At 46.6% G+C, this 15,256-nt stretch carries 14 protein-coding genes and 4 pseudogenes; 4 read left to right on the forward strand and 14 right to left on the reverse strand.

Annotated elements, in window-relative coordinates:
- Nucleotides 1–120: 120 nt before the first annotated feature.
- Both L0M14_RS12430 and L0M14_RS12435 read right to left on the reverse strand, forming a co-directional pair.
- Nucleotides 121–717: a TlpA family protein disulfide reductase gene (locus tag L0M14_RS12430; protein WP_235122368.1), complete on the reverse strand. Its 597-nt coding sequence runs from the start codon at nt 715–717 to the stop codon at nt 121–123.
- 132 nt (nt 718–849) lie between these two features.
- Entirely contained in the window at nt 850–2,073 is a 1,224-nt protein-coding gene (locus L0M14_RS12435) for a helix-turn-helix domain-containing protein (RefSeq protein ID WP_235122369.1), read from the reverse strand.
- A 187-nt stretch (nt 2,074–2,260) separates the two neighbouring features.
- Here L0M14_RS12435 and L0M14_RS12440 point away from each other — a divergent pair, with 187 nt between their 5' ends.
- Nucleotides 2,261–2,416: a hypothetical protein gene (locus L0M14_RS12440; protein WP_235122370.1), complete on the forward strand. Its 156-nt coding sequence runs from the start codon at nt 2,261–2,263 to the stop codon at nt 2,414–2,416.
- 79 nt (nt 2,417–2,495) lie between these two features.
- On the opposite strand, the gene L0M14_RS12445 is transcribed toward L0M14_RS12440, so the two are convergent.
- The 6 genes and pseudogenes from L0M14_RS12445 to L0M14_RS12470 form a co-directional block, all read right to left on the reverse strand.
- Nucleotides 2,496–3,458, reverse strand: a complete 963-nt coding sequence (locus L0M14_RS12445) for a D-2-hydroxyacid dehydrogenase family protein (RefSeq protein ID WP_235122371.1) — start codon at nt 3,456–3,458, stop codon at nt 2,496–2,498.
- 72 nt (nt 3,459–3,530) lie between these two features.
- Nucleotides 3,531–4,418: a PhzF family phenazine biosynthesis protein gene (locus L0M14_RS12450; protein WP_235122372.1), complete on the reverse strand. Its 888-nt coding sequence runs from the start codon at nt 4,416–4,418 to the stop codon at nt 3,531–3,533.
- A gap of 114 nt (nt 4,419–4,532) precedes the next feature.
- Complete coding sequence (locus tag L0M14_RS12455) at nt 4,533–4,802, reverse strand: hypothetical protein (protein WP_235122373.1); 270 nt, start codon at nt 4,800–4,802, stop codon at nt 4,533–4,535.
- A 228-nt stretch (nt 4,803–5,030) separates the two neighbouring features.
- Nucleotides 5,031–5,900 (reverse strand): SDR family oxidoreductase, encoded by an 870-nt coding sequence (locus L0M14_RS12460; protein ID WP_235122374.1) that lies wholly within the window; start codon nt 5,898–5,900, stop codon nt 5,031–5,033.
- A gap of 100 nt (nt 5,901–6,000) precedes the next feature.
- On the reverse strand, nt 6,001–6,441 hold the full coding sequence (locus L0M14_RS12465) for an Rrf2 family transcriptional regulator (protein ID WP_405030893.1): 441 nt from the start codon (nt 6,439–6,441) through the stop codon (nt 6,001–6,003).
- 118 nt (nt 6,442–6,559) lie between these two features.
- Nucleotides 6,560–7,992 (reverse strand): annotated as a pseudogene (locus L0M14_RS12470) (DHA2 family efflux MFS transporter permease subunit).
- A 211-nt stretch (nt 7,993–8,203) separates the two neighbouring features.
- On the opposite strand from L0M14_RS12470, the gene L0M14_RS12475 reads away from it, so the two are divergent.
- Nucleotides 8,204–8,929, forward strand: coding sequence for a polysaccharide deacetylase family protein (locus L0M14_RS12475; RefSeq protein ID WP_235122375.1), 726 nt, complete (start codon nt 8,204–8,206; stop codon nt 8,927–8,929).
- Between the two features lie 124 nt (nt 8,930–9,053).
- Here the strand turns inward: L0M14_RS12475 and L0M14_RS12480 are convergent, their stop codons facing one another.
- From L0M14_RS12480 to L0M14_RS31880, 3 genes and pseudogenes are all read right to left on the reverse strand, one after another.
- Nucleotides 9,054–9,929 (reverse strand): YitT family protein, encoded by an 876-nt coding sequence (locus L0M14_RS12480; RefSeq protein ID WP_235122376.1) that lies wholly within the window; start codon nt 9,927–9,929, stop codon nt 9,054–9,056.
- Nucleotides 9,930–9,994: 65 nt separating this feature from the next.
- The gene (gene lspA / locus L0M14_RS12485) at nt 9,995–10,471 is read right to left on the reverse strand and encodes a signal peptidase II (protein WP_235122377.1); all 477 of its coding nucleotides are present in this window, start codon (nt 10,469–10,471) and stop codon (nt 9,995–9,997) included.
- A gap of 148 nt (nt 10,472–10,619) precedes the next feature.
- Nucleotides 10,620–11,629: pseudogene (locus L0M14_RS31880) on the reverse strand (YheC/YheD family protein).
- A gap of 121 nt (nt 11,630–11,750) precedes the next feature.
- Here L0M14_RS31880 and L0M14_RS12500 point away from each other — a divergent pair.
- Nucleotides 11,751–12,005, forward strand: coding sequence for a cold-inducible protein YdjO-related protein (locus L0M14_RS12500; protein WP_235122380.1), 255 nt, complete (start codon nt 11,751–11,753; stop codon nt 12,003–12,005).
- Between the two features lie 7 nt (nt 12,006–12,012).
- Here the strand turns inward: L0M14_RS12500 and L0M14_RS12505 are convergent, their stop codons facing one another.
- Nucleotides 12,013–12,273 carry an HPr family phosphocarrier protein gene (locus L0M14_RS12505; RefSeq protein ID WP_235122381.1) on the reverse strand — a complete coding sequence of 87 codons (261 nt, stop codon included), beginning with the start codon at nt 12,271–12,273 and terminating at the stop codon, nt 12,013–12,015.
- Nucleotides 12,274–12,432: 159 nt separating this feature from the next.
- Here L0M14_RS12505 and pdaA point away from each other — a divergent pair.
- A pseudogene (pdaA, locus tag L0M14_RS12510) lies at nt 12,433–13,187 on the forward strand (delta-lactam-biosynthetic de-N-acetylase).
- A 145-nt stretch (nt 13,188–13,332) separates the two neighbouring features.
- Here the strand turns inward: pdaA and L0M14_RS12515 are convergent.
- Both L0M14_RS12515 and L0M14_RS12520 read right to left on the reverse strand, forming a co-directional pair.
- On the reverse strand, nt 13,333–13,611 hold the full coding sequence (locus tag L0M14_RS12515; RefSeq protein ID WP_235122382.1) for a DUF6171 family protein: 279 nt from the start codon (nt 13,609–13,611) through the stop codon (nt 13,333–13,335).
- A gap of 3 nt (nt 13,612–13,614) precedes the next feature.
- Nucleotides 13,615–15,095: pseudogene (locus tag L0M14_RS12520) on the reverse strand (alpha-N-arabinofuranosidase).
- Nucleotides 15,096–15,256 lie beyond the last annotated feature (161 nt).

Raw genomic sequence — 15,256 nt, forward strand, 5'->3', positions numbered from 1 at the left:
CATGGCATCTCCCTTTCCCATGCTTGTAGTTGTGCCGGTTATGACTTCCCCAGCTATCTATCTAATCCGGGATCCGCTGCAAGTTGGTAGCTTCAGCCTCACCTGGTGTTAGATCGGATTTCATAAAGCTTGCTCAGCCAGTTTTTCTACCTTTTGCATCAGCTCCATCGGATCCTCCATATGGAACGTGTCGATGATATCTCCACCTCGGTCAATCAAAAAGAACGTCGGTAGTGCATGAAGCTCATAAAGATCGGCCGCATGCTTATGCTCATCGAGCAGGATGGGGTACTGGATGTGATTTTGCATGACGAAGGACTCCATATTCCCCGGCTTCTCTTCCGTCGTCACATTCACCCCGACAAAGTCAATCTGCTTATTGTATTGTTCATACAGCTTGGTCAAAGTTGACTCAGCCACGGAGCAAGCGTCACACCAACTCGCCCAGAAATGGAGAACCATCGGCTTATCCCGCTTTCCTCCGACGGTATAATAGGTGCCATTGGTTGTTTTCAATGTGAAGCCAGGCGCTTTTACCCCGGCGGCTCCAGGTTTACCGCCATTGTCAGCCGAGCTCACAATTTGTTCTAAAGCATGGATATCCAGCCCCTTACCATCGATACGATTCGTATCATCATAGGCATGAGAAAATGTCTTCCAGCAAGCCAATAAACTGACCATCAGAATAGCTGCGATCAATGCAATGTTCGATTTCATGATGACCTCCGTTTGTAATCGTTTTCAAAAGATGTTATTCCCATTATACGAGTAAGCATCACAATCGTCTTTACAAGATCAAGACAAAGTTTACATGATTCACACTAAAATAAATGTAAAAAAGACCCTTTCCTAAGAAAGGGCCGTGGATCGCGCGGTACTAGCCGCTCTTTTACCTAAATACTGACTGGGTGAAACGCCGGTGAACTTTTTAAACGAAGTACTGAAATAATGCTGACTCTGAAAGCCTACCCGACCGGCAACCTCATAAATTTTGCATGTCGGATCGCTCATGTAGTGAATGGCCATTTCGATGCGGACCTTGGTCACATACTCGATAAAAGACATTCCCAGCTCTCTCTTGATCAGGCCGCTTAAGTATGCGGAGCTCATTCGCATCCGTCCTGCAATCGTGTTCAGCCTTAGCGTTTCATTATAATGCTCGTCGATGTATCCTTTGACGTTTTGAACAACCGGTGTGATGCTTTCTGCCTGCTTCAACTCTTCCGTCATTTTGGGATATAGGATCGGCACTTCCGATAATGTATCTTCCGTGATCGCGTAACTGATGGCTAGATGCGGAGAAATGCAACTCTTCAGATGATTTTTGATCATCGATACGGTCTCGTGCGCGTTTGGAACTTCTGTGAGTGATGCCATAACGATGAAATGCTCTCCCCCATCTTTAAATATCAAATGGCCGCCACAAGGGCTAAGCAGCTCATGGGCTACATTTTTCACCGCAAAATAGGCAAGCTCAAATTCCCAGCCATCCGCCTGCCACGATGTCCACTTCATGGGCTTAATGATCATGAACAAATATGGCGTCTGTAAATCCAGATTAAAATAATGCGCCTCTTTCGCCATCTGCTCGTGCTCCATTTTCCCCGACAGCCACGACTGTAAAGAACTCAATTGGATGCTGTCATGATTCTCCGCAAATTTTTGATAAAGCCACGCATGGTAATGCTGCTGCCTCTTGCTGTCTTCGACCCAATGCCTAGCCCTCTGCAGGAGAGCATCCACTTCCCTCGTATAGAAAGGAGCCAATAAATAATCAAATATATGCAGGCGCAACAATTGAACAAGCTCAGGAAACGAAGCCTGGTCGCCTACCACGATAACCGCACAGTATGGCAGTCTTTGCTTAACGTCTTGAATGTTTCTAAGATCTTGCTGCTTCACACTCGAGCATACATAAAAAAGCAGATCCGGATGAACCGATAGTATTTCTTTCATAGCGACCCGCTCATCGTCCGCTTCCTTCACGACTACATCCATATCCTTCACCTGGAGTAGTCTTTCTGACAGTGAGTTCTCCAAGCTGTGTGTTTGCCGGTAAATGACGGCTTTCATCCTACTCCCCCTCTGCAGAAGATAACCTTTTCACTTATCATCGTAGCAAACATTCTAGCGGTAAAAAATAGAATTTGTTTCGAATTTCTATCGGTATTTTTCGAGGCTTTTCCTACACTACAGTTTTCCGCCTAACCATTCATAAAACCCTTTCTTTCGGTTCATCCTTATAGATGAGGTGATACGAATGAATCATGAAGAGCAGGAACATCAGGAGCCAACCGTTGCTCCCGGTATGAATACCCATGATGAGCTGGAAGAGAAAGCTTCGGAGAAAGAAATTCAAAGCGGAGATTCCACAACGGTGACTCGGTTGTATCTGGACCGGACACCGGAGGATTAATCACTCATCTGCGTTAGCATGAAAAAAGCCCTGAATGTCACCAAGATCATGACTCAGGGCCTTTCCATATTTAGCGGCATTAAGTATTTAGTTGACGAACCATTTCACCCTGCAAGAATGCCTGGATATCCTCAATCGCTCCTTGAAAGTAGGCTTTGTAGTTCGCTTCAGATACGTAGCCGAGATGCGGCGTCGAGAGAACGTTAGGCAGCGATCGAAACGGGTCATTCTTCGGAAGCGGCTCCGTCATATACACATCCAGTCCTGCTCCTGCGATCCAGCCTTTCTGCAGCGCCTCAACAAGCGCATCCTGATCAATAATCGGCGCGCGCGAGGTATTAATTAAATAGGCAGTAGGCCGCATCACCTGCAGCTCTTTGCGTCCGATCAGCCCCCTAGTCCGCTCACCCAATACCAGATGAATGGATACAAAGTCGCTGCTTGCCAGCAGCTCCTCTTTGCTAGGAGCTAGCTTCACGCCTGCTTCTTCCGCTCGCTCCTGCATCAGGTTCTGACTCCATGCGCACACTTCCATGCCAAACGCTTGTCCAATTCGCGCTACCCGGCTGCCGAGTTTGCCTAATCCAAGCAAGCCAAGCCGCTTGCCTTGAAGATCGGTGCCGATTGTGCTTTGCCACGGACCGTTACTGCGCAGTGCCTGATGCTCCTGGACCACATTCCGAGCCAAGCCTAGAATTAACGCCCAGGTCAGCTCCGTTGTCGGGTCGCCGCCTGCGCCAGTACCGCATACCTTAATGCCATACTCCGTTGCCGCAGACAGATCGATAGACGCATTACGCATCCCGGTCGTCACCAGCAGCTTCAGCTTAGGCAAGCGGGAAAGGATGGATGCGCCAAAACGTGTGCGTTCTCGCATAATAACAAGTATCTCATAATCCTCAAGCTGCCGGATCAACTCTTCTTCATCATCGATATGATGTTGCAAGAACTCCACATCCACCTGCTCTTCAATGGCCGACCAGTCCGCCATATGTCGTGCAATATTTTGATAATCGTCTAAAACTGCACAGCGAAGCTTCATCGTAACTCCTTCTCCTTTCGAGAGGACTCCTCAAGGTGTTCCTCATTCACTCTGTTTATTAACCACTCTTCCCTAGATGCTCCACTTTTTCACATAAACCGCCGTACCGCTGATACGGACATCCCACTGCCCTTGATCGGATCGTTCAACCTGGACCTTAACTCTGCCATCCCTTCCCATTTCTTGCCCCTGCTCAATCACAAACTCGGCGTTCTTCAGGTCCGGTCTCATGTAAGCTAAGTAATAGGCCCCCATCACTCCAGAGGCAGTCCCTGTCACCGGATCCTCGATCGTACCTGAATAGGGCGACGAGAAATGCCTCGCATGCATGAACGCTTCTTGATCCAACGTTTCCATGCAGAATGGATGCAAAGATGCTTTGGGATTTTCCAGCAGAATACCGGGAAAACGGTCATTATACGGCTTCATCTTCTGAAAAGCGGAGAGCCGCCTTACAGGCACTAATAACGTCCATGTGCCCGTGCTCCCATACAGGATGGGAAGCTCCCCATCCAGCTCATCCACATCAATTCCGATTGAAACTGCAAGCGCAGTCCTGTCTCCTTGAAACGGAATAAACTTAGGCGTATCCTGCTTCATCGTAATCAGTATGTCTCCTTGATGATCTTCCTCCATGCTGATCGGCAGAATTCCCACATTGGTTTCAATCGTAATGTGATTCTCCCCGCCTAGCATGCCTCTTGTCTTTAGCCCATACACGGCTGCCATGGTAGCATGTCCGCACAGATTAATCTCGTGTCCCGGCGTATAATATGTAAGCTGAACTGTCGCTTGGTTCGAGGGAAGTACGAAGACCGTTTCGTTAAAACCCACCTCAGCAGCAATTCTCTGCATGTCCTCGGCGGTTAACGCTTGCGCATCGAATACGACGCCGGCTGGATTTCCCTGGTTGGGAATTCTTGAAAATGCATCATAGTGATAGATAGTCACGGGCGGCAAGCATCCCACACTCCTTGTGTCTTTAAAGATTGATTTCCTACGATATTTCCTGATCATTTCCCGGGCAACCGCAAAAATCGATGAAATGAGCGACCAACAGACAATTTCCACTTTTTAGGCGGTAAAAGAATGAACAAAAAACCAAATGACAAGCCGCATTAGCAAAAAAGCAGCACCTACTGAAGCTATGCCTCCTGTTAGCCATATACGCCTGCTCTTTTCATAGAGTCTGCACACTTGCCACCATAAGATCTGGATTGTTGTGCAGAAAAGTAAGAATAGAAACAGCTTGGCAGCAGCGATGACACTAAACATAAAGATCGTGATGAACGTCAATATCAATGTCGCTATAATACTTGCATAGATCGTTGCTGCCGCTTTCATACGTGCTCCTTTTTATTTACATAGTGAACTGTTCTTTCACAGTCTCCTTCATGAAGCTGTATGCTTGGATGAAGAGATCATGTAAATTGATCATATCACACCATTACCTGGAATTCCCATCTCTGCTTGACCCGATAAATAAACGAACCTTGCAATAGCAAGGTCCGAGTTTATTGATTAAGTTGGGTTCACTCCGAGCTTCAGTAGATTTTCTCCGAGCATTCTCATTTAGTTGACTTTTAATCCTTCAACCAAGCCAGCAAGCCCTTCGCTGATCGGAGTAACAGGTCGACCGAGCAGTTTTTCAAAATCATTGCTTCGAATCTCTAAAGCTCCCTCACGAATACCTTGCTGGATTCCTACAAGTATAGGAATGACGAAATCAGGAACCCCTGCTCCTTTCATGATATCAGCGTAGGTATTGTCGTCCACCTGCTGTACGGGAACATCCTTACCTAACACGGTTCCGAGAGCTGCAGCCAATTCCTCTTGTGACAGCAAAGGTCCTGAAAGCTCATAGATTGTATTCTCATGCCCCTTCCCCGCCAGGACAGCCGCGGCTGCTTCCGCATAATCTTGCTGAGTGGCCCAGCCCACTTTCCCGGAACCGGCAGAAGTTAACCATGGTGCACCTGCTAATACGGCCCCGATGCTGGAGATTTCATTTTCCAAGTACCAGTTGTTTCTTAAAAAAGAATAGGGAATCCCCGCTTGGCGAATAGCCTCCTCTGTAATCCGGTGAACTGGCGCCAGGAAAATCGTGCTGTCACTAGCATCTGCCAAGCTCGTATAGGCAATAAAGCCAACTCCGGCGCGCTTTGCTGCTTCAACTGCATCCGTGTGCTGTCTGATTCTCGTTTCGTTATCCCCATCCGCAGAGATGATCAGCAATCGATCGATGCCTGCAAATGCGGCGTCCAACGTCGCAGGTTGGTCAAAATCTCCATGACGGACTTCCACGCCGAGCTCCTTCCACTTCTCTGCTTTCTCTACGCTGCGGACACTAACCGCCAGTTCGTTAGCGGGAACTGTTTTCAGCAATGTCTCTACAATTTTGTTGCCTAACTTGCCAGTTGCTCCTGTTACTAAAAGCTTCATGTTCATTTCCTCCCCATGGCTTCAATGTAATCACTATGGTTATAACTATAATAGTTACAACAAATTTATAAAATAAAAGCTCACGATATGGAGCTCTCATTTATCTAAACCGTACGATAAGATCAGCCAGCTTGGTTTGGGCGAGCCTGTTTTCCATGGCCGCTTGCGCCTCGCTTAGCTCTGTTTGCAGCGCTGCTTCAATGTTTCGTCCAACCGGGCATCGGATGTTCGGATCCTCATGCAGTCGGAATAGCTGATTGTCCTCAATCACATTGACGGCATGGTATACATCAAGCAGTGTAATCTCCTCCGGCGATTGAAGCAGCGAGGCTCCTCCCACCCCGGGGCGCACCTCGACTAATCCTGCCTTCTTGAGCATTCCCATGATTCTTCGTATAATCACAGGATTCGTATTGACGCTGCCGGCGATAAAATCCCCCGTACATTCGTTAGGGCTGACCGCGATGAGGGAAAGAATGTGAACAGCGATCGAAAATCGCGTACTAATTTGCTTCAACTGCATCACCACCGTTGTAACCATTATAGTTACTACCACTCCATCCGTCAATAGGTGAAGCTGCTTCGGAGAAAAGCTATTGAATCTCCTAATGGACCCGACTTTATCTGGAAACGAAAAGAGAGCCTCTCGGCTCTCTAAGTTAGTGCGCTTGATTCATCATCGCATGGTTGACGGCAACGCGGCGGATAAAGAATGCCATTACGAGTCCAATCAAAGTAACCGACATGGCGAACAAGAACACATTCTGTGATCCTAACGTCATTGCGTTCGCGACTTCGGTTAATTCGCTTGGCGCTTTAGAGCTTTGTAAATAGTTCGACATCCCACTCGTCAGGATGCTGATGGCTACGGCTGTGCCGATCGCCCCGGCAACCTGCTGCAGCGTGTTCATGACCGCTGTTCCGTGCGGGTAAAGCTCAGGCGGCAATTGGTTAAGGCCGTTGGTTTGAGCTGGCATCCATACCATCGAGATCCCGATCATAAGACCGATATGCAAAGCAACAATGAAGGCAATTGAGGAAGCTGTCGTAATGCCGGAAAAGAACCACAGTGTAGCAGCTACGATAACAAGCCCTGGGATAACAAGCCATTTCGGCCCATATTTGTCGAACAAACGACCCATACGAGGAGACAGCAACCCGTTCAGCGCGCTTCCAGGAGCATCATAAGCCCGGCAGCAAATGATGTCAGCTTCATTCCTTTTTGCAAATACATAGGAAGTATAATCATGCTCGATAGGATGATCATCATGCAGGACAGCACAAGCACCAGTCCTACGATAAACATCGGATATTTGAACACACGTAAATTCATCATCGGTTCGTTCATAAAGATTTGACGCAGTACAAATACCAATAACGCCAACAAACCGATAGTAATGGACAAGATCACAACCATGCTGGTCCATCCTTGTTCCCCTTCGCCGGCTTTACTAAAGCCGAATACAACACCGCCGAAGCCGATTGTAGAGAAGATCACGGACAAGAGATCGATGCGTGGCTTGGTGACTTCTGTCACATTCTCTAAATATTTTAACCCGACCAAAAGTCCAATAACCAAGAACGGCAAAGAGAGCCAGAAAATATAATGCCACGTCAAATATTCAATCAAAAGGCCTGCCACAGTTGGTCCCGTCGCCGGTGCAAACATAATGACCAACCCGACAAAGCCCATCGCCGCTCCGCGCTTTTCCGGAGGATATACCACGAGAATGGTATTAAACATTAGCGGGATTAATAACCCCATGCCTGCCGCCTGCAGAACGCGTGCAACCATCAGCATCTCGAAATTAACTGCAAGCGCAGCAATCAATGTACCTGCAATTGAACTGGCCAACGAAAAAACAAACAGCTGTCTTGTCGTAAACCACTGCAGCAAGAGTCCCGTCATTGGCATGAGAATGCCAAGAGTCAACAGGAATCCCGTTGTCAACCATTGCGCGGTCGCTGCAGAAATCTGGAACACGTCCATTAAATTGCTGATTGCGATGTTAAGCGCTGTTTCGCTGAACATGCCGACGAAGCCGCAAATAAGCAGCGACGCCATAATGGCCCGCGTATTGTATTGCTTCATTGTTTCTTCCACTTCCTCTCCCACCTAAAGGTTTATCTAAGAGGTCTTTGATTTAAGCCTCTATAAGTAAAATAGAGTTCATCGATAACGAAGTCAATACCGGTTACGTAATTTATTTGCAAATGGAAGACATTAGCTTTGATTAATAGGTTAATTTCCTTCATACAGCGCATCCTATTTGTTACATCCTATAGCAGACATTGGAGGCAATATGCGGATCGCGATTACTTTGCTTATTGGCTTTTTACTGTGTCAAAACGCCGTTTATGCAGCGCCTAAGAAGGATCGCTTCTATTTTGAAGCCCGCGGTGAAGTCGTATGGGAAATATCCACCGACGAGAAGGTGATTGCCCTCACCTTTGACGATGGACCTCATCCCGAGCATACTGCTCAAATTCTGGACTTACTAAAGCAGTACGATGCCAAAGCAACGTTTTTTGTTGTTGGAAACAAAGTAAAGATGAACCCCGAGCTTCTGCTCCGTGAGGTTCAAGAAGGTCATGAAATCGCCAATCATACCTACACCCATGCTTACCTCAGCAGAAGAACGAATATGAAGAAAGAAATCCATGATGCGGAAGAACAAATTTATACCGTGTCCGGTCAGCGCTCCCGCCTGTTTCGACCGCCTGGCGGTGTTTTTAATGAGCAGCTCGTCGCTCTGGTTAAGTCAGAGGGCTACAAAATGATTCTGTGGTCCTGGGAGTTGGATACCAAGGATTGGCGCACTCCCGGTGTTTCGAGGATTGTGAATCGGGTGCTCAAGCACGCAGATAACGGTAATATCGTTCTTTTTCATGATTATATTGAAGGACCTACTCAGACAATTGATGCGTTGAAAGTCATCCTGCCTGAATTAAAAAACAGAGGGTATCGTTTCGTTACCGTGTCCGAGCTGCTCAATTACAGCAAAGCGATCCCGGCTAAACAGCAGTAACAAGGGAGAGAAATGACCCTGCATGACAGAACCAACCGCAATTAAACCCTGGTTAACACCTTCTAGAACAAAGAGAATGACCCTCGTGGACAGGGCCATTCTCTTTACTGTGTCACCTTAATTATTAGTGGATATCCTTCTTGCGGAAGTTTCCGCCTTTCACGTCATGTATATTGCCAACCGCCAAAAAAGCTGATGGATCAACCTCGTCCACGATAGATTTGAGCTTAGCTTCTTCCAATCGCGAGATCACGGTAAAAATCACTTTCTTATCTTCACCGGTAAACACGCCTTCGCCGTGTAAATAGGTCACTCCTCTTCCCAGCCGGTCGTTCAATGCGGAGCCGATCTTTTCAGACAAATCACTAATGATCCATACGGATTTTGATTGATCAAGACCCTCGATCGTAATGTCGATCATTTTGAAAGCGATATAGTAGGCAATCAACGAATACATGGCATGGTCGAAGCCAAAGACAAAGCCTGCACTGCCTAATATGAACAGATTGACAAACATGACGATTTCCCCGACCGAGAAGGGCGACTTTTTGCTTAGGAGTATCGCTACGATTTCCGTTCCGTCCAAGGAACCTCCCGACCGGATCACCATGCCTACACCAATTCCCAGGATGACCCCTCCGAATACAGCAGCCAGCAGAGGATCCACCGTGATGGGCTGCACCGGAATTAAAAGCGCTGTACCGATAGACATCAGCAGCACGGCCAATAAGGTAGACCAAGCAAATGTCTTGCCGATCTGTTTATAACCGATATAGAGAAACGGCAGATTCAGTACAGTCAGCAGCACACCTAACGGTATATGAAACAGATGAGCCAGCATAATCGAGACGCCCGTGATACCGCCGTCGATAATATCGTTGGGCACTAGAAAAATTTCTAGTCCTACAGAAAATAGCGCTGAACCGAGCACAAGCAAAAACAATCGCTTGATAAGCTTGCTCTTCGACAGCTTGGAATGTTGCAAGACAGCGGAATCCATGCCTGACCTCCGAATCATGGTTTTGCCTATTATTGCCTTGAACCAGGGGTTCTAGTCATGGGGAATTACCGATCTCGTGATCTCCGAAATGAAAGGACCATTTGCAAAACAAAAAGAAGAATTCCGATATTGATGGCATAATCAGCCATATTCAGAATGCCCTGTTTGGCATAAAAATGAATAAAATCCGTTACCTGATTAAATAAAGTACGGTCTATGGCATTTCCAATCGCACCGCCGGCCAAACATGCCGCTCCCACTCGTTCAAGCGGACTATTTAGTAAGCCTCTGTATAACAGGTATAAGACTATCCCCACAAAGATTATGGCTGCTGGGATGAACCACCGCCCGTAGCCTTGGAATAAGCTAAAAGCCATACCACTGTTCTCATAGCGCACGAACTCCAGAACCCCTTTCCAAACGACCAAGGAGTCCCCTTCTTTCAGATGCAGCCGAATCCAAATTTTTGAACACTGATCTGTCAATATTGCTGCAGCCATCCATATATAAAACTTTTGCACTGAAGCATCCTTTACACTCACAAGCCGTCACTCTTCCTTATTCCATCATAGATTCATAGCTATCCACTAACATACTATCATAAAATAAGCTTATAATCATATGTTAGCTAATATTTATGAATTCGATGGCTTGTGCTTCAACAAGTAAGCGGCATATTTGAGAGGATTCTCATAGGTTCGATAAAAAGGTCTCCGACAGACCTCCTTTTCTAAAAGAGTACCGTTGGTCTCTCCCATTCATCTCAATAAATTTGACCATCCCGCTCTGATCTACTCCCATATCCAAGCCTACATCGGCAAGGTGTGGAACTCTTCGGCTAATATACCGAACTATCTCTAATGAAGCCCGCTCCACAGCAGACACGGTTCGTTCCACATCGAACCCATTTTCTTTGAACAACACTTCACAGGTTCTCACTCTTCCGCCTTTCGCCACATTGGTAACATGACTCCCCGATGCAGCAACCTTCCCTACGATCCCTGTTACTTGCCAGTCGCCGGAATCGTCTCTCTGTACGGATACTCTTAAATCAAAGGGCCTTCCTTTATAAGTAGCAAGCGGAATCGTCTGCTGAATGTAATAGGATTGCCGTCCGACCTTCTGATGCACATAGGCGAGCGTTTGACGTAAGGTTCTTTTGAGCGGTTTTCCTTTTTGCCGTGTATGTGCCAACGGCCGTCTAGGCATTGCTTGATTTGGATGATTCCCTCTCCCACGCTACTGTTCGTCGGCTTGATATATAGAGACGTGTAAGCCCGCATAGCTCTAGCCAGATTTCTCGGGCTATAACTCAGTGATACCGGTAAATAATCACGCAGTTGTGATTTCCGAATTAACATCCGGTGAATGTCATGCTTATCGAATCGATTCACACGGTTAAAGATCGTGTGGGATTTGGCAAGGAGCCTCATCTTCCGTTTGCTGGCTGGGGATAGCGCTAAAGCTCGATTATGAATGACTCGGGGCACTTTGCCGTGCACCAATCGATATTTTCCGCCGATCCGTTTATAACCTTTTGCTTGATTGCCTCTAATTTGATCCAATGTCAGATAAAAGGATTGTAAACCAAGCTTTTTTGCAGCTTTATTGTACAGTGATAATCGTTCATTGCCCGTCTTCCCCTGCGGTATGCCGCGGAATGTATCGCGGTCGAACAGAATGCCTATCCGATGTCCCATGCACAGATCACCCTTCACCAGTTATCAGTACCACATCGTATTCAATTGTAGGAATTTACAACACGGCACTCACCCGATACATAGTGAAAATTAGAACATCTCATCCTCACAGGTTCGAAGAATGTTTCTGAGTTATTTGGGCAAAAGTAATGCAGGAGGTGGTTGTCCCTTGGAAAACAGTCAGTCGCAAGAAGTGACCCCGGTTCCAATCTGGAAATGTAAAAATACCGAGTGCAAGGCTTGGGTTCGAGAAGAGCTGGCATCCTCGTCTACACCGGAGTGTCCCATGTGCAAAGGGCCGATGATCCGAAGCATCAAACATTTGCCCAAATTGGTTAAAAAGCACAAGACCAACAGAAAAAAAACCGGGGAGTAATCCCCGATTATCTGCTTTCAAACCAATCATATATATAATGAAGCGCTTCCTCTTCATCCTTGCCCTTCGTGATTAAACGTATCGTCGTCCCCTCCTTGATGGGAACAAGCAGCATCCCCAGCACGCTTTTCATGTCGACAATATGCTCGGTGTGACCCTCCGTATAGACGAGTGTGATTTCTGACATAAAATGGGATGACTTTGCGGAAATCTCCGTCAGATCTTTGCGCTCCATATGGGAACGAATCGTAAACTCATGAACTCTCATTTCCTATCAACCTGCGCCTTTCCCCAGTTAATTTCAAGATGATTACATACATAAAAATAGACTTAACAGAGAAATAATACAAGAGATAAATACATCTCCATACCCTGCATAGACAATCTCAACCAGAGGAGTGAAGCTACTTTGTTACAACGGATCTGTATGCTGCTGCTGGCATCGATTTTGATCTTTGGTCCTGCAGCAACTCTACACGCCGACAGCGCCTTTCATTTCGGTTTCAAGAAAAGCAAGAACGGATCATTGCCATCGATCGACGAGGAGGGCTTTAAACCGCTTCTTCAAAAATACGGAGCTATCTTCACCGGAGACACTTCGCAAAAGGAACTTTATCTTACATTTGACAACGGATACGAAAACGGCTATACCTCGCATATTCTGGACGTGTTAAAGGAAAAACAGGTTCCGGCTATCTTCTTCGTGACTGGTCACTATGTGGAGACGCAAACCGATTTACTGAAAAGAATGGCGGACGAAGGGCATATCATTGGAAATCATTCCTGGAGCCATCCAGATATGAGCCAAATATCCGCTGATCAAATCCGCAAAGAACTAGATAAAGTGAAAGCCGCAGTTCTCGCAAAAACCAGTCAGAAAGAGATGAAATATCTCCGGACCCCGCGCGGAATTTTTAATGACCGAAGCTTATCCGTAAGCAAAGAGATGGGGTATACGAACGTCTTCTGGTCCAGCGCTTATAGGGATTGGGAGCCAAAAAATCAAAAAGGCTGGAAATATGCCTATGACAATGTCATGGCACAGCTGCATCCGGTTCAGTCATACTTCTGCACTCCGTTTCCAAGGATAATTCAGACGCTCTGGCCAAGATCATCGACGATGCCCGCCAAAAAGGATACGTTTTCAAAAGTTTGGATCAGATGACGGTCCACACACCTTAATACAAGATCGCCTTCCGGTATATAAATATATACCATCTTTAACAGATCTTTACCATAACAAAATAAAGATCAACCGGGCTATATCCGGTTGATCTTATAGACTATTGATACAAGTACATGTAGGGCTCAGTAGTTTTCGGAGAAGCTACCATTTGGGTTGATACGGAAACGGACAAGCTGCCGACAGAAGCTTGGCCTTAATCGCTACCAAACACCCACAATAACGGCAGGTTGTACCATACTGCAAACCTTGACAGCCGTGACATTGCCCCATACGTCTTTCAAACTCTTCCTCAGTAACCACAGCCATTTGGTCCTGCTCGAAGTGAAGCTTCTGTAGCAGTGCAATTTCCTCTTCGGACAGCACGACACTTGCCGAACATCCTTTACATGTCTCTTCTCGCTCAGGAGTGAATTCGCTCATAAACTACGCCTCCAAGGCAAGCACAACCACGGACGCTGGAGGAATATGCACGGTAAGTTGTTGATCTTGAATCGTCCAGGCATCAAAGGAGATCGGCTTGACAGCATCCTGATCTGCAAACGTATTATGTGCATGTAATTGATCTCCTTGAAGGATCGTTCCTCTTACGATATTCCAATTAAACCCGACTAGCGTACTTGAGATTTCCGCTGATTGATCATGGCTTAAATTACAGATCGATATATGAAGTTTACCTTCTGCATTCATGGACGAAGACACGCTTATTTGCGAAATGCTTTCCTCACCCATCACATAGTCGGGACTGACGAATTCGACTGGGACAAGTTCCGCATCTTGATGAACTTTAAACATATCGAACACGTGATACGTTGGTGTAAGCAGCATTTTCTCACCTTCTGTCAAAATAAGCGCTTGCAGCACGTTCACGATTTGAGCAATATTCGTCATCTGGACTCGATCGCAATGCTGATGAAAGAGATTCAGGTTAATTCCGGCCACAAGCGCATCTCGCAATGTGTTTTGCTGATACAAAAATCCGGGATTCGTACCCGGCTCCACATCGTACCAAGTTCCCCATTCATCGATAATCAGTCCCACTTTTTTATCCGGATCGTACTTATCCATGATCTCCGAATGCTTGACGATTAACTCTTCCATGTGCAGCGTCCGTTTCAGGGTAGTAAACCACTCCGCCGCGCCAAAATCGGTAGAGGAGCCTTTTTGACTCAATTTCCTGTAGGTAGTGTATAGTAGTGAAGGCTGAGACCGTCCATGAATCGTCCGGCTTCGCGCATCAGCACTTCGGTCCAATGATAGTCGTCCTGATTGGGTCCGCAGGCAATTTTGTAGATACGGTTGGCCCCGTAGTTACGTACATAGGTGGCATAGCGGCGGTATTCATCGGCATAATACTCAGGACGCATATTTCCCCCGCAGCCCCAGCTCTCATTACCTACGCCAAAATAGGTCAAAGCCCAAGGCTCCTCCCTTCCGTTCTCCTTCCTCCAGCCTGCCATCGGCGATTCTCCGTCAAACGTCATATACTCGACCCATTGCTGCATCTCGTACACGGTACCGCTGCCCACATTGCCACAGATGTACGGCTCAGCTCCAAGCAACTCGCACAGCCTCATAAATTCATGAGTGCCGAAGTGGTTGTTTTCTTCTACTCCGCCCCAATGTGTATTAATCATCCGAGGACGGTTGTCTGCCGGACCCACTCCATCCTTCCAATGATATTCGTCAGCAAAGCAGCCCCCCGGCCAGCGCAAGACTGGAATGGAAATCCGTTTAAGCGCTTCCACCACATCGTTACGAATACCATCGGTGTTAGGAATCGGAGAATCCTTTCCCACCCATAAGCCCTCATAAATACATCTGCCCAAGTGCTCGGAAAAATGACCGTAAATGTTTTTGTTAATCTTTCCCTTTCTCTCATCGACTCGAATTGTCATTGTAACCATCGCCATAACCTCCGCTAATCTGATTAACAAATTTGTTAATAATAACATTAAACATTAACTTAATTATTATCTTATAGGTATGTGAGTCATTTGGCAACCATCATATAACGCTCGTGCATAGTTTCGGGAAGCAACTTTATATTTGGAATTCACGTCTACTA

The organism is Paenibacillus hexagrammi (assembly GCF_021513275.1).
Classification (GTDB): Bacteria; Bacillota; Bacilli; order Paenibacillales; family NBRC-103111; genus Paenibacillus_E; species Paenibacillus_E hexagrammi.